The organism is Carboxylicivirga agarovorans, assembly GCF_050589845.1.
Classification (GTDB): domain Bacteria; phylum Bacteroidota; class Bacteroidia; order Bacteroidales; family Marinilabiliaceae; genus Carboxylicivirga; species Carboxylicivirga agarovorans.
This window is the reverse complement of the sequence record NZ_JBNGPA010000031.1, coordinates 38760-58509: the sequence shown is the minus strand read 5'-3', so window position 1 is coordinate 58509 and position 19750 is coordinate 38760. Positions and strand designations below refer to the sequence as shown.

The window sequence follows — 19750 nt, the reverse complement described above, 5'->3', positions numbered from 1 at the left end:
TTAGGCTAAGGATTAAATTGAAATTGCTGAACCATCAACCACCTGTGCATAGCCTTTGGTAATAACCATATCACCTGGCTTAACGCCTTCGGTAACAAGCGTATTGTTATTATCCTTAATACCTGTTTGAATGTAGCGCTTTTTAGCGCGAAGCTGTCCTTCAACTTCTTCGGCTACGAAGATAAACTCACCACTGAAATCCTTTTTCACCAGGATAGATGGAACTACAATGGCATCCTCTGCGGCGAAAGTTCTTAACTTCAGTACTGCCAACATGTTTGGTTTAATATCATTGGCCTTATTGGCCAGGTCAATTCGTACACGAAAAGTACGGCTACCCGGATCAATTACTGATGAAGAACGGTAGATGGTGGCATCGATATTCTTTTCTATAACCGGAAACTCAATAGCCACTTTATCACCTGCTTTAATCTTTTGCAGATAGATTTCAGATACATCAGCCGTGATGTACACATTGTCGATATTTACCAATCGGGCGAATGGCAATTGTGGTCCTGCCATCTCTCCCTGTTTCTGAATAACATCATCAACAATACCATCTATCGGCGCACGTACAACCGCCAGGTCCAATTGTGCTTCCAGCGCCTCTTTCTGTTGCTCCAAACCTTCCTTGCTTGACTTGGCCTGCAGGTATTCCATCTCTGAACCAATGTTCTGTTCCCAAAGATCGGCCTGACGCTCATAGGTTGTTGTTGCCAATTGCAGATTAATTTCAACCTGCTTTAACGAACGCTTGGTCATTTCGGTATTTAAGCGGGCAAGGATATCACCTTTACGAACCTTATCACCTTCTTTTACCTCTATTGAAATAATTTTACCAGCAGCCTCAGGGCTCACAATGATGTTCTTATCTGTTTCAACCTGGCCGGTAACATCAACAAAATGCTCATATAAACCGGTTTCAACCGGTGTAGCCACCACGTTCACCACACCTTCTGTGCGGCCCGATGATAATTCTTTCTCCAGTTTAGCGATCTTCTTCTTCAACTGGCTCAGCTCACTTTTATATTGTTTGAGCTCTTCTTGTTTAGCGGCGGTTGCATCATCGCTTTTGGAAGCACATGAGCTGGCCAGTGCAATAATGGCCAATGCCACCATTGCTAATATTATTATCTTTTTCATTTGATATGCTTGATTTGGATTATTTCTTATTACGTTCATCACTCTGATTGTATCCATTATAATTGATTGATTGCTTTTTGATACTTAATATGCGTATCAAGTAAGTTAAGCGTCGACTGAATAAAACTTAACTGAGACTGGATGTATTGACCTTCGTTCTGAGACAGTTCCACACTTGACGAAAGTCCCTTGGTGAACTTGATTCTTGTTCGGTCATATATCCTGAAAGCAATTTCCTCACCTTCTTTATCATTCAGATAAGTAGCCTGAGCATTTTTAAAATTGGACTCGGCAACCATTAATTGCTGCTTCAGGCCTTCTTCCATCTGAAGCATTTCATTTTGCAGTTTCAGGTAGTTGATCTTCTCCTGCTTGACCCTGGCGCTTTGTTTGCCCGATTGGAAAATAGGCATGGTCAGTGACAGACCCAGCATTTGTGAATTGGTGTTATCCATTTTGCCGAAATCATCACCAAACTCTATGTAACTGATATTATAAAAGGCATTGACCTTTGGCAGGTACTGCACTTGCTCATTTTTTATCAGCGTTTTCTGAGCATCTTCCTGTGTTTCCAGGATTGAATAATCAATGTGTGTTTTTACATCAAAATTATTTGCCTGTGGTATAAATGCTTCAACCGGCGATAAAAGCAGGTCAATATTGTCGCTGAGTTTAATGGGCTGATCAATGCTCACCCCCATGGCATATTTCAGTACCGCTTCTGAAATTGTCAGCTGACGCTCTGCATCCAGCACCATGTTGCGTGAATTATTTACCATTAACCTTAACTGATCAACATCAGTCAGCTCGCGAAAGCCATTTTGATAATAAGCATCGGTTTCTTTTAAGGTTTGCTCATTGACCCTGAGGTTATTTTTAAAAGTCTCAAGGTTCTTTTTGGCAATTAAGGCCACATAATATGCCTCAGCCACCGATTGTCTCACATCGATCTGCGTCTTTACTTTATTCTTCTCGCTAATGGCCACATAAATTTTACTGGCTTTCACTCCAAGTAAATAGGTCCCGTCAAACAACAACTGACTAACGTTACCGGTAGCATTCCAGTTGTATTGCTGGCCAAATTGTGTTTTCAGAACCATCGGCTCCGAACCATCATCAGGAGTCATGGTAATCACATTTTCCTGAATGGACAGGTTATCGGTCAGCTGACCTTCGGCAGTAACCTGTGGTAAACCAATGGCAATATATTCCCATACCCGTTTTTCGGCCGCCTCAATGTCATAAGTTGCGCTTTTGCTCTGAAAAGCGTTTTCAGTGGCATAATTCATGGCCTCCTGAAGCGTAAAAGCCAATGAATCGCCTTCTGTCTGGGCTTTGACGGGTGCCATGCCCAATACCGCCAACATCAGCGCTGTTAATAATGTGTTTCTCATAGTTGTGTGTTTATTTTTTTTCGTCATTGTTTTCACAAAATAGTCGTTCTACTTCCTCCAGGCCCTTTTCGGTACATACACCACGAAAGTGATATTTAAATACCTCGGTATAAAGATTCATATTGCGCAGCTCACTGGCGGTGAACAGCCCGTTACTATCGTCGAAAGTGTATATGCCATGAGCAAACAGCATGCGTGCGATCACACTTATATCAATATCATCGTGATATAAACCTTCCTCCTGCCCCTGTTTCAGGTTGGATAGATAGGCTTCAATATGAACATCCTTCTGTTTAACCTGAAAATCGGTTAATAATGCCGGATAGTATTTTTTCAAATCATACATCATAGTTGGCTGGTACTGACCTATAAACTGCTCAACCATATTTTTCATTTCAAAAAACTGCTCAATGGCATTTAGGTCTTTGCGTTTAAAAACCAACATGGCTTCACAATCCTGGTTACAAGCCAGGTTTAAAGCGCCCTCTACCAAATCATTCTTATCATTGATATACTGATAAAGGGTTTTTTTCGACATCCCCAGCTCACGGGATATGTCATCCATGCTCACACTTTTGATACCATACTGGCAAAAAAGTTTAAGAGCACTTTCGGTAATTTCCAATCTTTTCGACTCCATGGGTGCAAATGTATAAACTTTTAATCCCGCGGAAACTTAATTTGTGTTAAAAGTTTCCTAAGTTTCTATTTAGGTAAAATAAACCCGCATTGACAAATAATGTTCATCAATAATTTAGTGTCACTCATCCTTTATTCTCTAAACGATAGACTATAAGCTGCATATTTGCGTTCATAAAGAAAGTACCATGCTATGCAAAAATCATTTTATATACTGATAATTATACTGCTTTGCTGCATGAGCGGTCAGATTGATGCACAAAGCAAAAAGAAATTCAAGCGCAATAAAGGCACATCGAAGCGCGAGATAAAGAAGCGACAGCAAGATGCCTTCGAGAAAGATGAACGCAACGCATTTAACCCCAACCAACCAATGGGTGCTCGTCAGAATGATAACCGGGATGACCTGCTATGGCATGGTGAAACCGCCAACACGGTTTATAACAGGGCGGGTAATATCAGCCTGGTCAATCCATCGCGCTATGGCTTAAAACCGGGACTCGAATTATCATCGCACCTGTTTTTTAATTACTGGATCCCTAACCTGTACCTGAAAAAGCGCTGGAGAAATGACCAATGGTATGTTGCATCAAAGCACGGTTTTTATTCAGCCACGCCAGGATTGAACTGGATCAATCATCGCAACTACACCTCAATTCTCGATCCGGCTGAAGAGATCCCGTTTATCTTATCAATGAAAAATGAATTAATGGTATCGCGATTAATAATGAATAATGAACGCTGTGGTCGTGATAAACCCTATATTATCATAACGGGTGGCATTGGAGTTGACTTTGGTGTTCCCTTTGGCGACTCAGATCTGCAGGAATTAAAAGGACATATGCTGGCTAACCGCAGTCCGGCTTTGACAGGATCGGGTTATACGGCCTATGCCAAATTGCGCGCCGACTGGCAGATGACGCCAATACTAATGCTGGGTGGCGGCTTTAAATATTTCAGAGGCGATTTCTCGGGAAACGGTGCCCTGGAACAAAATACAGAGTTACAAGCACTCATTACACCCCGCATATCGGTTTCCCTTGGTTACATTCTCTCCTTTGCCAATTATGTTGATACGAATGGCACCGCCATACTGCCGTTTTTTGACTTAACGTATTATTTTGGCCGACGCCAGGGGCGACAGAAAGGATTGTTTGGCAAAGGCATGCGATAATGTTTCAGGCGGGTGGTCTCTTGTTCAAATTACGTATAATTGTAGTCAAAACCATCTGCTTACACCTTTTTTGGTCCGCCTCTTACTTCTTAAATGGCTACATTTGATAGATGTTGATCGAGTTTGTAAATGTTTTACATTTTGAACGAGGTATATATGCCGGCACTTGTTTTTGGCTCTTGATTAAATCTTATCTTTAGGCGGGTTTAAGTATTAATGCGCTTTTACTTAAATCCATCAACCAAAAAACAACAAGTGTTTAATTAAAACTAAAATTCATTTAAAGATGAAGAAAGAAGTAGCAATTGGTATTGATATTGGTGGAACCAATACGGTAATTGGCGTTGTTGACAGGTCGGGTAATCTGCTGGCCGAATCAGCGACACCTACACTGACCAATACCGACGTGAAAAATTACCTCGATGTACTCAGTGCAAAAATCAATGAAACAGTTTATGAGCTTGATGAAGAAGTTGAAGTAATGGGCATTGGTGTTGGCGCACCAAGCAGCAACTACTACACTGGCGAAATTGTTGGTGCATCTAACCTGGGCTGGGGCGACGTGGTGCCTTTTGTTAAGTTACTGCGTGAGTATTTTGATTATCCGGCCATTGCATTGACCAATGATGCGAATTCAGCCGCCATGGGTGAATTAATGTATGGTGGTGCCAGGGGCATGAGCAATTTTATTATGCTTACATTAGGTACAGGCGTTGGGAGTGGTATTATTGTCAATAACGAGCTGGTTTTAGGCCATGATGGTTTTGCAGGTGAGCTGGGTCATGTTATCACTGAACGTAACGGGCGTGAGTGTGGCTGTGGTCGCAAAGGCTGCCTTGAAACCTATGCATCGGCAACAGGTATTTGCCGTACCGTTTCAGAGCTGAATGCCAATACCAAGATCCCGAGTGATCTGCGCAAGGTGCCATCAGGTCAGTTTACCTCTAAAATGGTATATGATGCAGCTGTTAAAGGCGATGAGCTGGCCCTTGAAGCATTTGAACAAACCGGTATGATGCTTGGACGTGCAATTGCCGATTTTGTTGCCTTTTCAAGTCCTGAAGCTGTGTTTTTATTTGGTGGTCTGGCACAGGCCGGCGATTACATTTTTAAACCAACTAAGAAACACATGGAAGAGAACATGTGCTTTTTATACAGTGACAAAGTGCAGCTCTTACCTTCTAAATTAGATGGAGCCAAGATCGCAGTATTAGGTGCCAGTGCCATTGTATGGAAAGAACTTGAACAAGTGGAGCAATAAGCCACCACATGTGAAATAAGTTTACAGGCTTTATGGGCGAAGCCGGATCGCTGCTCAAAACATGCATTCGTCTTCGCTCAATTATCGTCTGACTTATACAGGTTTTTAACTTCAACTTCTGTTTGGTAAGTAATTGAAATAATTAAATAGACTAAACATGAAGCTAAAGATTTTATTTGCTGCCATGTCCCTTTTGGGCATGATGGCATGTCAGCAACCACAGGAAGAGACACGTTTAACGACCTACGTTGATCCCTTTATCGGAACGGGTGCTCACGGACATGTCTTTCCGGGAGCCACAACCCCATTTGGCATGGTACAGTTAAGTCCGGTTAACGGTGTCAATGGCTGGGACTGGGTGTCTGGCTATCATACCTCATCATCGGAGTTGGTTGGTTTTGCCCACATGTGCCTGAGCGGAACAGGTATTGGGGATCTGGCCGACTTAATAATCCTTCCCACTAACCAAAAAGTAGTTTCTGATACCACCGCAGGTGGTAAAGGCTTTTTACACAATTACAAAGCCAGCTACTCACACGACCATGAAACGGCCGAAGCCGGTTACTATACTGTTGACCTGCTTAACAAGGGCATCAAAGCTGAACTAACAGCATCGCGACGTGTGGGCTTGCATCGTTATTCGTTTACACCCGGCGATGATCGCTCTGTTATAATCGATCTGGGTCATGCCATAAACTGGGATAAGGCCATTGACACCTACATCAAAAAGGAATCTGACACACGCTTTGTCGGCTATCGCAAATCATCAGGATGGGCCAGTGACCAGTGGTTGTACTTTGTCATTGAAACCAATCAGCCCATCAACGATTTTAAAGTGGTGAAAGGTGGTGAGATACAGGCTGCCAATGAACTTAAAGGTGCAGATGTAAGAGCTGTATTATCGTTTGATAAGGCCGGAGAAGAGCCTTTACAGCTTAAGGTTGGTTTATCGTCGGCCAGCATCGACGGTGCGCGCCTGAGCATTGAAAAAGAAATGTCGGACTGGAATTTTACTGCTCAGCGCAAGCAGGCATCTGATGCATGGGAAAAAGAACTGCGTAAGATCAGGGTGCAAACACCTGAAGAAGATGTTAAAACAATATTCTATACAGCATTGTACCACAGCATGATCGCCCCTTATGTTCATTCCGACTATAATGGCGAATACAAAGGACTGAATGGGAAAGTAAATAAAGCCGAAGGTTTTGAGCGTTATACAGTATTCTCACTGTGGGACACATTCCGCGCCAGCCATCCTTTGTTTACAATGATACAGGAAGATAAGGTCCATGATTTTATCCATTCGTTTATGGCTATTTACCGCGAAAGCGGCTTGCTTCCGGTTTGGGAGCTTGTTGGAAATGAAACCAATTGTATGATTGGATACCATGCCATACCGGTTATAGCCGACGCCTGGCAGAAGGGCTTAATTACCGATATTGATGGCAATGAGCTCTTAGAAGCCATGGTGGCCAGTGCCATGACCGATCATGAAGGCTTAAATCACTATCGTGAATACGGGTATCTGCCTGCAGACCTTGAAAACGAATCGGTTTCCAAAGCACTGGAATATGCTTATGACGACTGGTGTATCGCACAAGTAGCCAAATCAATTGGTAACGAAGAAGTTTACCAGGAATTTATGAAGAGAGCCGCCTATTATAAAAATCATTTTGATGCTTCAACAGGATTTATGCGAGGTAAACTGGCCAATGGCGAATGGAAGAAAGAGTTTGATCCGCTATACTCTTCTCACCGCGACGACGAATATGTTGAGGGTAATGCATGGCAATACTCATGGTTTGCCCCCCACGATATTAACGGTTTGGTCATCTTACATGGCGGACCAGATAATTTTGTTACCAAATTGGATTCATTATTCACCATTGACGAAGCCGTTAAAGGTGAGCATGCATCTCCTGATATCAGTGGATTGATCGGACAGTATGCGCACGGGAATGAACCAAGTCACCATGTGGCATATGCCTACAACTATGTTGGTAAACCATGGAAAACCGCAGAACGTGTTAATGAAATACATCGCACCATGTACACGACAGAAGTGGATGGTCTTTGTGGTAATGAAGACTGCGGTCAGATGTCGGCCTGGTATGTGTTAAGCTCAATGGGTTTCTACCCGGTCAATCCGGCTGATGGTAATTATATTTTAGGATCACCTTTATTTGACAAAGCTGAAATAGAACTGGCCAACGGACAGACATTCATTATCAAAACGGAAAACAACTCACCAGAGAACATTTATATACAAAGTGCCACCTTAAATGGCGCGGCTTTGGAACGTTCATGGTTTACCCATAATGAAATGATGAAGGGTGGTGAACTGAAACTTATTATGGGATCGGCTCCGGCCAAAGAATGGGGTGTTTCGGCATTACCTCCTTCAATGAGTAAATAGTAAATACTGTAACATTTAGTTAGTAGTTAAGGAGAGGTGAATTTTCACCTCTCTTTTTTTATATACCAGACACGGATTGCAAATTTGTGCCAGCCTATTGTTCAGACCTTAAGGTCTTTACTAACAGCATGCAAATTGGTGAAAATGTGACTTATATTATTTTTTCGAACACTCGAAATTTTCAGTTCAGCCTGAACGCCGAAAGCCGTTTTTAACAAGAAGGCAGTATCACTTGTTCGACATTCCATATTCAATCTATTGACAGAATGTTATTTTGGGTGTATAATACCCTGTTATTCATTATAAAAACACCTATCATGAAAAAGATTACTTTAATAAGGCAGGGACTGCTTACAGTTCTGCTAATGGCGATGGTTGCTCCTTTAGTTGCACAGGACTTGTATTTGCCCGCTACCACAAAATCTAAAGAAGCCAAAGCGCTCTACACCGAAGCCATGGATGCTGTTTACGATGTAGAGTTTGCTAAAATGCAGAAAGTTAATAAGAAAGCCCTGGAAGCCGACCCCAATTTCTTTATGGCTTACTTTTTGCAATCCCTTGTCGGCGATAAAGCCAGCAGGGAAGCTGCACTGGATAAGATGGCAGACTACACGGGAAAAATGAACAAGGGAGAAAAAGTTCTGAAGGAAGGTGCTGTCAAAATGAAGGCTGATCCTAAATACATTCCAATAGCTGAAAGTCGTCAGTTAGTTAAGTTATACCCCAAAAACATTTTTGCTAAAACCATGCTGGCCTATAACCTTGGTGGCAATGACGAAACAAGGGCTGAAGCATTGAGCATACTTGACGAATGTGCAAAGATGAGTCCTGAGCTGGCATCAATTCACAATACCAAAGGCTATATGCACATGGCAAATAAGGAGTTTGACAAAGCTAAGGCATCCTTCGACAAGTACATAGAAATGGCGCCTGACAAGGCCAATCCATATGATTCAAAAGGCGATTATTTTATGGCGGTTAAATCCTATAAAGAGGCTGCCAAGAGCTATAAAAAAGCCTATGAGGTCAATGATGAGTTCACCATGTCTAAAAAGAAGGGTAAAGAAGCCAAGTGGATGGCTAAACGCGAAATGATTGCCAGCGAGGTAAAGGTTCAGGCTCAACAGTTCGTGGCCGACTATAACTCACGCGACGTTGGTAAATACGTGAAAAACTATTACAGCGGCCCTGAGTTTTGCTTTGTTGTCAATGGCGAGGCCCTTGATTCGTATAAGGAATTTGTTGACAGGGTATACAAAGCACACGATATGTATACTGCCTGGAATGTTGAAATACTAAGCGAAACAGTTGAGGTACCAGCTGAGAACATTGCTACTGTTACTCAAATATTTGCTTATACCGCAACTCCTAAAGAAGGTGATAAGGTTGAGTTAAAAGGGAGCTTTACCTCTGTATGGCGAAATATTGATGACAACTGGAAAATCGTTCATGCCATTAATACCAATCCTATAAAAGAATAGGCTGGCAGTAAGGTGTTTTAATGCACCTCAATAACCTCCATTGCGCGTAGCCAAAATGATCATTCGACCTGGTTACGCGCAATAATGGTTTAGAACAGTGACATGAGTTGATCGACCAGACATAGAACCTGTAATTGATGATTACTGATCACCGTTTTACCAACTGATCAAGCAATTTGAATAACAAAGCATTCGCACCACTGTAATCATTGGCCCGCAATTGAGCGACCGATTGGACGAATGCTGCATCCTTTTCTTCTTCCAGTTCCTTCGCACAGTTGGTTATCATCGCATCAATATCATCAGGCGTGAATTCAAAATGACACTGAAAAGCATATACTTTTGGGGCAAAGCGGATAATTTGTCGCGGACATGCTTCGCTATGTGCCAGAACAACCGCGTCTTTTGTTAGTCCTGGCATATCTCCGTGCCAATGCCCGCAATCAAATACTTCAGGAAAATCCGTAAACAAGGCATCCTTTTTTCCCGCTTCGGTTAAAGTAACCGGATATAAACCTATCTCTTTGAACGGGCTTGCTGTTGTTGTTGCCCCCAGGGCATTACTGATCATCTGTGCTCCCAGGCAAACTCCTAAAACGATCTTACCACTGTCAACAGCCATTTTTATCAGTTGCTGCTCAGCCCCACTGTTGAAGTGAGGGCACTCCTGCCGGCTCATGTCGGGCGACTGGGGCCCACCCATTACGATAAGCATATCAAAATCATTACAATGCTGAGGCAAAGCATCGCCTGCATACAAGTGCGTATATGTGCAGTTGTATTGCCTCTTCAGGGCCCATTGCCTGATGGCTCCCGGTCCTTCAAATGCCTCGTGTATAATAAAATGTATGTGCATGGTTATTTATGTTACATCAGTTTTTAACAGTGATAACAATAGCAAGATGATTAGCGCCTTAGTTCTTTTCACACACCCATATATTCCTTGAGAATTTTTTCCCCTTCTTTTCAACCGCACAGTAATCATCCAGTGTTAATCCAGATCTCTGTATCAGTTCTTTAATATCAGATGTGGATACAAGCACCAGGCGGCTGGCCAGCTTGGCTGCCGATTCAATAATGTGCAACGCATTATCGTCATCGGAATGACTAAACAAGTTATAGGGCAGATCAATTATAGCTGCATCATAGCTGGTGCCATGGTCTTTCAGATCGGTGCGATAAACATTGGCCGTATAGTTATAATGTGCCAGGTTTTTACGGGTCGACTGGCAGGCTTTCCAATGAATATCGCAGCCTTCAATATCAAAACCCGCAATACATGCTTCGAGCATAACCGTGCCAACGCCGCAACCTGCATCCAGTAGACGCCTGTTGTTATCGCCTTTTGACACAATACTGACAAGGGCCTTGGCAATGTCCATGTTAATGGCACTGCTGAATGAAAAGGGTTTATTTTTGTGTTTAAACCAGCTGGTATCGTGTTTTTCGAGTATCCCAAAATACCATGTAACGTCATACATACATATGGAATAAATGATGGATGGCTTAACATAGTCCGGATCACCTTCGATGCAATAACCAACATCTTTAAGTTTCGTAAGCCTTTCGGCATAACCTGTTGTATCGCCATCCAGCACCATGTATTCGACTTTAAAACCATCAACACAAATGCTTTTATCCTTAATTATTTTCAGCAAACCGGCATAGTCGTCTGCCGATGAAATAATTTCAAAGCGGTTTTTAATGAACGGGCTTATTGAGGGATCAATCAGCACATTGGAAAACAGCAGCTTATTACTTGCTTCTCTTCCAAATAATTGTCGTGATTCAAGCTTACACAACTGTTCATTATGCGTGTCGAACTTAAAAGTGTAAATATAGTTGTGAGTCGTCATGTTAGTCAATGAACAGATCTGTCATTCGTTTTTATAGTCTCTTTTATTCTTTTACAAGCACAGTTGCGCCAATGTTGATATGTCCTTGTCGCTGCACAATTTGCCAGCCATTTTTTTTCAGTTGACCGGCAACGGCACGGTTGAGCATTCCATGTGCAACCAATACAACCGTATGCTGCTCTTCTGCTGCAAGTGCCAGGTTGACAGCCACACGCTGCGCCCGTTCTTTGGCTTCTGTATAGCTTTCTATACCCCTTTGGTTTAAACCTGAAACCCACGCTGCCCTGCTTAGCGTTTGCCAAACAATAAGCGGTAAGGAAAAGGTATTTTGCTGTGCAATAATGCGTGTTTCAAATTCCCTGTATTGCGGATCAACAACAAAGTGATAATTCTCCCCAAAGATGGCCAGCGCTGTTTCACGGGCCCGCCTTAAACTGGAACAATAAATCGTTTGATCAAATGGCAGATCATAGCTAAGCAGTGAACTGTCAAAAGGTATTATTGGCGCCTGGGCGTAGGCATCAACATAGGCCTGAGCCATAGCTGAGGTGCATATTTTTCTCTTTTTCACATTGGGTTTGGCATGCCTGATCAGGTATATTTTCATGGTCCCGCTATCAGCAGCCTCAATGTTTGTGAAGGCCCGGCCATCATCAAATCCATTGTAATAGGCATCATTGCTTAGCCCTTGCTTTCCGGCGCAGGCAGCCAACAATGCCAGTGGCAATGCAACTAATACATTTATGACTGACCTTTTTATCTTCACACAATCAAGCTTTTGATTAATGGTACAAAGCTAAATAAACAAGTACTAACCTGACCAGTATTTAAGGTTTATTTTTTTCCTAACATGCCTTGCAACTCCTGTAAATACTCTTCCAATTTTGATTTTAAGGCATTGTCTGTTTCATTTGCCACTGCCACTTCAAGGTCTTTCATCGCATCGGTTCGTTCAAGCTCCACAATGGCTTTAGCTGCAGTCAACCTGACTTTAGGAGACTCATCACGCAATAAACCAATTATTTTTTTCTTGGCCGACCATGAGGACTGCGCAACCAAACTATTAATGGCTACTGTTTTTTCCTGTTCAGTGCCCCATAGCATATCAAAGTACTCCCCTTGTTTTTTTAACTGTTCACTAGTATAAAGCAACTCCCCTTTATATATGTGCGGACGTACAACGCTTGCAGGGTATCCTATCTGCTCGCTATTGGTAGCCCAGCGCACCATGCGTGGTATCATCCAGCGCATTCCGGGTGTATTCTCAGGGTGTCCGACAAAAGTTACCACTTTGCCTTTGCCAGCTTCTGTAGCGGTAATAAAAGGACGATTATTGGTCATATTGGCAGGAGCACCTTCAACCGTGTGAACATCGCTTAACATGGTTGATAATGATTTTCCATTAAACAACTGGTTTTGAGGTTCTGTCAGTACCGGTCCTTCATAATATTTCGAATACCATACCTCTTCTCCATTCAACTCGGGGAAGAATGCCTTACCATCTTCTGTCAATGAGAATTTGACCAAACCATGCCCGCGGTGGTCGTGCTCAATATCTATGGCCTCAAAGCCACTCAGATCAAGAGAGGGATAACCCCCGGTTTGTGACAAAACATAGGAACCGGCACAAATACCCAGCACGCCCATGCCATGCTCGTTTACCAGGTTCTGCACCCGCTTCATACCCAGTTGACCTAACTTAATGGTCTGGGCCTTTCCCGATCCGCCGGGAAAAAGTAATAAATCGTAATTAAACACCTCATCTGACATAATAGTGGCTGCACCAATAATTTCGGGTATCATCATTGAGTCAATCCGTATTGCCTCATAGGCATCGGTGATACATCCGGGACTATCACCGTTGGTGTCAAAAATACCTACACGGATTTGTTGAAACTGATTGGTGTTGCTATCGTTGATGGGTTTGCCGCATGCTACTATTATCATTGGCATTAACAGTAATAGATAAAACGTCTTCATAAGGTTTAGAATTTTAGAACAATATACGAAGAACATAAAAGCATCAGATATAAACAATGAGAAATGGCAACAGAAGGCCATAAGGCAATATACCGACATTTACATGTTAGCCGGAATACTCCAAAGTGGCTTGCTTAATTAATAAGTGCCTTCGGATCGAATGAATAAGGCACCGAAGCCACAATTTGTCGTATTTATGTGCAATCTCAGGGTAAACATATTCTGCACCACAACCGCTCATCCACAATATTAAGCTAGTAATCAAATCATTACCTCCATCCATCTAAAAACAGGTGCTTTTGAGTAAATAAGATTATACCTTTAATTTGCATCCAAAGCTATGATATGAAGAATTTTGCACTCCTTACGTTAGGTTTACTGATTCAGTTTTTGACTGTTGCTCAGGAACCCGCTGAATTAGTTAATCCGTTTATAGGCACTACCAATTATGGCGCCACATATCCGGGAGCGGTTGTACCCCACGGAATGGTATCGGTCGTACCATTTAATGTGACACCCCACAAAGGTAATGAGTATTCCAATACCGACAGCTGGTGCAGCAATCCCTATGTTTACAATAACGAATGGATGACCGGTTTTACACACGTGAACCTGAGTGGTGTCGGATGCCCTGACCTGGGAAGCATTATTGTAATGCCAACAACAGGTGAACTGAATGTGGATGTCAATGACTATGGCACAACCATGTCTGATGAAAAAGCCATTCCGGGTTATTACACCAGTAAACTTAAGCGTTATAACATTAAAGCAGAGGCAACTGCCACTACCCGTTCGGGTATCAGCCGGTTTACCTTTCCAGAAGGCAAGGCTAACATTTTGCTTGATCTGGGTCACGGCTTAACCAACGAGTCAGGAGCTCATATCAAACGCGTGTCTGAAAATGAGATAGAAGGCTACAAAATGATGGGAACATTTTGTTACCGTCCGCAAGCTGTTATTCCGGTGTATTTTGTGGTTCGAGTCAAGCGTGACAACATGCAAAGCGGCTATTGGAAATTCCATAATAAGCTACCGGAGGCCCGACACAACTGGAGCTCTACAAGCGGTACCTACAAACTTTACAAAAAGTACAACAGGGAATTGTCGGGTGAAAAGATAGGTGCTTACTTTACATTTGATGCCAGCCAGGGCGAACAGGTTGAAGTGCAGGTTGGGGTTAGTTATGTAAGTATTGAAAACGCGCGCGAAAACCTTGACGCAGAGCAAACCAATCTATCCTTTGAACAGATCAAACAAAATGCCTTTGATAACTGGAACAATGAACTAAAAGTTATTGAGGTTGAAGGTGGCACCCGTGATGATAAAGTAATGTTTTATACTGCTCTCTATCATTTGTTGCTACACCCTAACATACTACAGGATGTGAACGGACAGTATCCGGCAATGGAAAGCGATGCCATACTGAATGTCGATGACGAAGAACGGTACACGGTATTCTCACTGTGGGATACCTACCGAACCGTGCATCCTTTGATGTCCTTACTATATCCGCAAAAGCAGCTTAATATGGTCCGAAGCATGGTGGATATGTATAAGGAAAGTGGCTGGTTGCCCAAATGGGAAATATACGGGAGGGAATCAGACGTGATGGAAGGTGATCCTGCATTAATTGTTATTACCGATACCTACCTTCGTGGTCTCACTGACTTTGATGTGGAAACCGCGTATGAAGCCATGTTAAAGCACGCCAATACGATAGAAGACAACTTTATCCGCCACGACAATGAGTTCTATCTCAAAGAGCATTATATCCCTTTTCTTAAAGATTATGACAACTCGGTATCACAGGCCCTTGAGTTGTATGTAGCCGATTACAACCTGGCTCTTATGGCCAATGAAATGGGTGATAAAGCAACTTATAAAAAAGCTTATCAGCGCTCACTGGGTTACCGAAAGTATTTCGACAAAAACTACAACTTATTGCGACCGGTTACTGAAGACGGTAAGTTTATGGAAGGCTTTGACCCTGTTCAGGGTGAAAATTTTCAGCCGGTACATGGATTTCATGAGGGAACATCGTGGCAATATTCTTTTGCCGTACCACATGATATCAAAGGACTCATACGATCAATGGGTGGTAAAAACAAATTTGTACAACAACTGCATAAGTGTTTTAAAGATAGCTTGTTTGACATGAGTAATGAACCTGACATGGGCTATCCGTATTTGTTTAACTATGCCAGTGGATCGGAATGGCGTACACAGAGGCAGGTACACGATTGCATACGTCGCTATTACTCCAATTCACCGGCCGGATTACCGGGTAATGATGATACGGGTACACTTTCGGCCTGGCTGATCTACAGCATGATGGGTATATACCCCGTTTGTCCCGGTGATATGAATTATACACTATCAAGCCCGGTATTTGATAAAGTGACCATCCACCTCGATAAGAGCATTTATAATAAGGAGTCCATCGTTATTGAGTCGGAACATAAATCAGAAGATGCCATTTACATTAAATCCATTGAAATAAACGGACGGCCATACAACCGTTACTTTATCAGTCATAAGGACTTGATTGAATTAGGACATATTAAATACAAACTGGGCACAAGTCCCAACAACACCCATTAAGCATGACTACCAGAACCCTCCTCTTGTTTGTTATTGTCACTGTTGGTTGCTTTCTTTATTACTGCACCAACGAAGATAAAAGTGTTAAAGTTATGAGCTTTAACATCCGTTACGACAATCCACAGGATGGCGTTAACGCATGGAGCAACAGGAAGGCACTGGTCTATGAATTTCTGGATGAAAAACGGCCTGACATTATTGGCTTTCAGGAAGTACTTAAAAGTCAGCTAGATCAACTAAGTGAGCAGCTGACTGATTATGAATACACAGGAGTTGGTCGTGATGATGGACATGATAGCGGGGAGTTTGTGCCGGTTTTTTATGCCAAAGAGAAATTTGAGTTACTGGCGTCATCACATTTCTGGCTTTCAGAAACTCCTGAAATAGCGGGAAGTAAAAGCTGGGGGGCTGTGTTACCGCGTATTGTTACATGGCTGCAACTAAAAGACAAGACCAATGGCTACATTTTTTATGTGTTTAATACCCACTTTAGTCATGTGAGTGCCTTTGCACGCAATGAAAGTGCTATTTTACTGCTTAACAAGATTAAAACAATAGCAGGTCAGGCACCGGTGATACTAATGGGTGATTTTAATGCCCAGCCATCAGAACGCATGTACACAACCCTTACGAATAACTGGGAGGGCTATTTGCAAATGTGGGACACCCGCTATTTACCCATTGAAAGTAAGGACACCAACCATCAGACTTTTAATGGCTTTGATCCTGAGACTCCCGAAATAGTTATTGATCATATCTTTACCAATGGCTTTTTTGATATTAAATCCTTTACAACACACCAGGTTATTAAGAATAATGTCTTTATCTCAGACCATTACCCTATCATGGCTGAATTTGTATTCAGGCATAACAGGAGAAGTGAACAGGGCCCTCGTAAAAGACTGTTGCAAAATGCCCAGGTTCCCATTATCAATCCGGCACAATGGTGCTTTTACGATTCTGTGCTCGTTGAGATCAGACCACAGGGAGCACAATCAGATATTTTCTATACCTTGAATGGCGAACAGCCCGATCCATCATCTGCCCTTTATAAAAAGGCACTTATGATCAAAGAAAGTCAAACGGTTAAAGCGAGATCATACACTGATAATATGTATCCATCGGCTATTGTTTCGAGCACAGTTATTAAAAAGAAACAATCTAAGGCCCGCTTAGCCGAGGTCGTCCCTGAGCCCGATAAAAAGTACTTCTCAAAAGGCTACAAGGCACTTTTCGATGGAAAACGAGGTAACGACAATGATTTAAGCGATGGCAGCTGGTGTGGATTTAACGGCACAGACAATGACTTTTTGTTTGAATTTAAGCAAAAGAGTACGGTCAGCGAATTATATGTATCCGCTTTATCGCAACCGGCTCAGTGGATCGTGTCTCCATCAAAAATTGAAGTAAGGACATCGGATGATGGCATTCACTTCTCCAAGGTAGCAACGCAGGATATACAGCCTGTTTTTAATGAGGCCACCAATGAGCGCCTCTTATATCATTTGCCGCTTAAAGCAGCAGCCCGCTATGTGAAGATTTCTATTTACAATGGCGGTTTATTGCCCGAATCACACAGCGGTAATGGCAATCCATCGTGGTTTTTTATCGATGAAGTGATTTTGCAATAGTGGCTACTCACTTTTTATCCTGACCAGGTAGCCATTGTGCTTGCGAATGTTGAGTACCCTGTCATTATCTAACAAGAGGTACTGCCCTTTTATTCCCATCAAGGTCCCGCTAATGGAAGCTTCCTTATCAAATGTGAGTGATTGAGGCTTTAATGGAAAAGCGTCAACCGGATAGTTCAACCGCCACACCGTTTCATCTGCTTTGGCATATTGCTTTAGTTCGGCAGGCAACAGGTCAATAGCCCTTTTTCTTTCTGCCTCAATGTCAATGCTCGTGGCCACTTCATTTTTCAACATACTCCGCCAGTTTGTTTTGTCTGCAAAGTAATCTTTCAGAAACACCTCCATCACCCCGGCAATATGACGATTAGGTACCTCGGCAATAATAACAGCTTGTGAAGCTCCCTGGTCGATCCAGCGCGTAGGTATTTGGGTATTACGGGTAATTCCCACCTTTATGCCCGAAGAAACGGCCAGGTAGATATAATGTGGAATGAGACAATGAGCCTCTGCAAATTCCATATCGCGTGCTTCGCCCAGGTGAGCGCGGCATGTCTCAGGTTTTAAAACACACTCTTCGGCTTCAGGAGCCGTTTGAAAACAGTTGTAGCAAAAGCCCTGGGCAAAAGATTTAGATGTACGTTTACCGCAGGCGATACAGTTAATTTGGTTTTGGTATTGCAATTCTATTGATTTGCCGATAAACTGGTTTAAATCGACCAGCTCATCACCCAATCGTAATTGATATTCCACAGCTTCGTTGGTGAAGTTGCTTTTCATTTTTAACAAATTGCCTTGTGCTTCCATATATCTGTTTTTACTGCCCTGTTATTTACCTCATCGTTGAAATGCAAATCGATCCCGAACGCTTATTTTTGTAGATCGTCCTCTTTGGCTTTGACTATTTTATAAAGCTTATCTGAACGGCGTATTTTCTCTTCCACCACGATGCTGAATCGTTCGCCCTTTACTGTTTTTTCAACGGGTTTCAGGTCCACGCGCATTTCCGGTACTGTCATTTGTACGACACCTGTTGTTGGTCCTGTGATCAATATCTCATCACCCACCTCAAGTGATTGTGTTTCCATCAGAAATTCAGCTACTTTTAATTTCGGGAAGTAGTTCATTCCCTTGCCAATATATATCTTCTTTTTGGTGGCCCGTGAACCATAGTTATGGCTCCATTCACCGAGCTTTTGCCCTAAATAATAGCCATCCCAGAACCCACGGTTAAACACTTCAGACAAACGCGTATCCCAGTCACTGATTTTTTCTTCGTCATACGTGCCATCTATAACTGCTTCTATAGCCTCGTTGTAACACTCACACACCGTTTTTACATATTCAGCCGAGCGGGCGCGTCCTTCAATTTTAAAGACGCGGACACCGGCATCCATCATCTTGTTAAGAAAATGGATCGTTTTCAGATCTTTTGGCGACATGATGTAGTCGTTCTCCAGGTCCATTTGATTGCCTGATTCTTTTTCCGTCACAGTATATCCGCGACGACAGGGTTGAAGACAACCTCCACGGTTAGCAGAAGCATTCAACTGGTGCAGGCTAATATAACATTTACCTGACGTTGCCATACACAATGCTCCATGAGCAAACATTTCTATCTGGATCAGTTTCCCCTTCGGTCCCCTGATATCTTCTTCGATAATGGACTGATGAATGGCCTTTACCTGGTTCATGTTCAGCTCACGGGCCAATACAACAACATCAGCGAAATTGCTGTAAAACTTAAGCGTTTCAACATTTGAAATATTTACCTGGGTTGAAATATGCACCTCAACACCTTTGTTGTGGGCGTAATTGATAGCTGCCTGATCAGAAGCAATAACAGCTGTAACACCCACTTCTTTGGCAACATCAATGATCTCGCGCATGGTATCCAGCTCTTCGTTAAATATGACAACATTAACGGTGAGGTAGGTTTTGATACCGTGTTCTTTGGCAATCTTTACCAACTCCCTTAAATCATCGTTTGAAAAATTATTAGATGAACGCGACCGCATGTTCAACTGCTCAATTCCAAAATAAACAGAATTAGCTCCTCCCTGTATAGCAGCCCGCAATGACTCATAGGAGCCCACCGGTGCCATTATTTCAAAATCTTCTCTCTTCAAATTATCTGTTAATTGCATGTTATACCTTTTTTGCTCGTTCTGCCG

15 protein-coding genes are annotated in these 19750 nt (G+C 42.6%); 6 read left to right on the top strand and 9 right to left on the bottom strand.

Annotated elements, in window-relative coordinates; all coding sequences use genetic code 11:
- Positions 1-12: 12 nt before the first annotated feature.
- The 3 genes from ACRD69_RS20600 to ACRD69_RS20590 are packed head-to-tail and all read right to left on the bottom strand — an operon-like array spanning position 13 to position 3177.
- Positions 13-1143 (bottom strand): efflux RND transporter periplasmic adaptor subunit, encoded by a 1131-nt coding sequence (locus ACRD69_RS20600; protein WP_430817032.1) that lies wholly within the window; start codon positions 1141-1143, stop codon positions 13-15.
- A 56-nt stretch (positions 1144-1199) separates the two neighbouring features.
- The gene (locus ACRD69_RS20595) at positions 1200-2537 is read right to left on the bottom strand and encodes a TolC family protein (RefSeq protein WP_430817031.1); all 1338 of its coding nucleotides are present in this window, start codon (positions 2535-2537) and stop codon (positions 1200-1202) included.
- Positions 2538-2547: 10 nt separating this feature from the next.
- Entirely contained in the window at positions 2548-3177 is a 630-nt protein-coding gene (locus ACRD69_RS20590) for a TetR/AcrR family transcriptional regulator (RefSeq protein WP_430817030.1), read from the bottom strand.
- Between the two features lie 192 nt (positions 3178-3369).
- Here ACRD69_RS20590 and ACRD69_RS20585 point away from each other — a divergent pair, with 192 nt between their 5' ends.
- The 4 genes from ACRD69_RS20585 (at position 3370) to ACRD69_RS20570 (ending at position 9508) form a co-directional block, all read left to right on the top strand.
- On the top strand, positions 3370-4350 hold the full coding sequence (locus ACRD69_RS20585) for a hypothetical protein (protein ID WP_430817029.1): 981 nt from the start codon (positions 3370-3372) through the stop codon (positions 4348-4350).
- 286 nt (positions 4351-4636) lie between these two features.
- Positions 4637-5611, top strand: a complete 975-nt coding sequence (locus ACRD69_RS20580) for an ROK family protein (protein WP_430817028.1) — start codon at positions 4637-4639, stop codon at positions 5609-5611.
- A gap of 157 nt (positions 5612-5768) precedes the next feature.
- Positions 5769-8027 carry a GH92 family glycosyl hydrolase gene (locus ACRD69_RS20575; protein ID WP_430817027.1) on the top strand — a complete coding sequence of 753 codons (2259 nt, stop codon included), beginning with the start codon at positions 5769-5771 and terminating at the stop codon, positions 8025-8027.
- 317 nt (positions 8028-8344) lie between these two features.
- A complete protein-coding gene (locus tag ACRD69_RS20570; RefSeq protein WP_430817026.1) occupies positions 8345-9508 on the top strand; it encodes a nuclear transport factor 2 family protein in 1164 nt (387 codons plus the stop codon).
- A gap of 148 nt (positions 9509-9656) precedes the next feature.
- On the opposite strand, the gene ACRD69_RS20565 is transcribed toward ACRD69_RS20570, so the two are convergent.
- The 4 genes from ACRD69_RS20565 to ACRD69_RS20550 form a co-directional block, all read right to left on the bottom strand.
- A complete protein-coding gene (locus tag ACRD69_RS20565; protein WP_430817025.1) occupies positions 9657-10364 on the bottom strand; it encodes a glutamine amidotransferase-related protein in 708 nt (235 codons plus the stop codon).
- A gap of 58 nt (positions 10365-10422) precedes the next feature.
- Positions 10423-11364, bottom strand: coding sequence for a TRM11 family SAM-dependent methyltransferase (locus tag ACRD69_RS20560; RefSeq protein ID WP_430817024.1), 942 nt, complete (start codon positions 11362-11364; stop codon positions 10423-10425).
- A gap of 43 nt (positions 11365-11407) precedes the next feature.
- The gene (locus tag ACRD69_RS20555) at positions 11408-12130 is read right to left on the bottom strand and encodes a histidine phosphatase family protein (protein WP_430817023.1); all 723 of its coding nucleotides are present in this window, start codon (positions 12128-12130) and stop codon (positions 11408-11410) included.
- 68 nt (positions 12131-12198) lie between these two features.
- Positions 12199-13344 carry a hypothetical protein gene (locus tag ACRD69_RS20550; protein ID WP_430817022.1) on the bottom strand — a complete coding sequence of 382 codons (1146 nt, stop codon included), beginning with the start codon at positions 13342-13344 and terminating at the stop codon, positions 12199-12201.
- Positions 13345-13689: 345 nt separating this feature from the next.
- On the opposite strand from ACRD69_RS20550, the gene ACRD69_RS20545 reads away from it, so the two are divergent.
- Positions 13690-15945 carry a GH92 family glycosyl hydrolase gene (locus ACRD69_RS20545; RefSeq protein WP_430817021.1) on the top strand — a complete coding sequence of 752 codons (2256 nt, stop codon included), beginning with the start codon at positions 13690-13692 and terminating at the stop codon, positions 15943-15945.
- A 2-nt stretch (positions 15946-15947) separates the two neighbouring features.
- Positions 15948-17576 carry an endonuclease/exonuclease/phosphatase family protein gene (locus ACRD69_RS20540; protein WP_430817020.1) on the top strand — a complete coding sequence of 543 codons (1629 nt, stop codon included), beginning with the start codon at positions 15948-15950 and terminating at the stop codon, positions 17574-17576.
- 3 nt (positions 17577-17579) lie between these two features.
- Here ACRD69_RS20540 and ACRD69_RS20535 read toward each other — a convergent pair whose 3' ends face one another.
- The gene (locus ACRD69_RS20535; protein ID WP_430817019.1) at positions 17580-18383 is read right to left on the bottom strand and encodes a DUF2797 domain-containing protein; all 804 of its coding nucleotides are present in this window, start codon (positions 18381-18383) and stop codon (positions 17580-17582) included.
- A gap of 62 nt (positions 18384-18445) precedes the next feature.
- Complete coding sequence (locus ACRD69_RS20530) at positions 18446-19723, bottom strand: peptidase U32 family protein (protein ID WP_430817018.1); 1278 nt, start codon at positions 19721-19723, stop codon at positions 18446-18448.
- Positions 19724-19750: the final 27 nt, after the last annotated feature.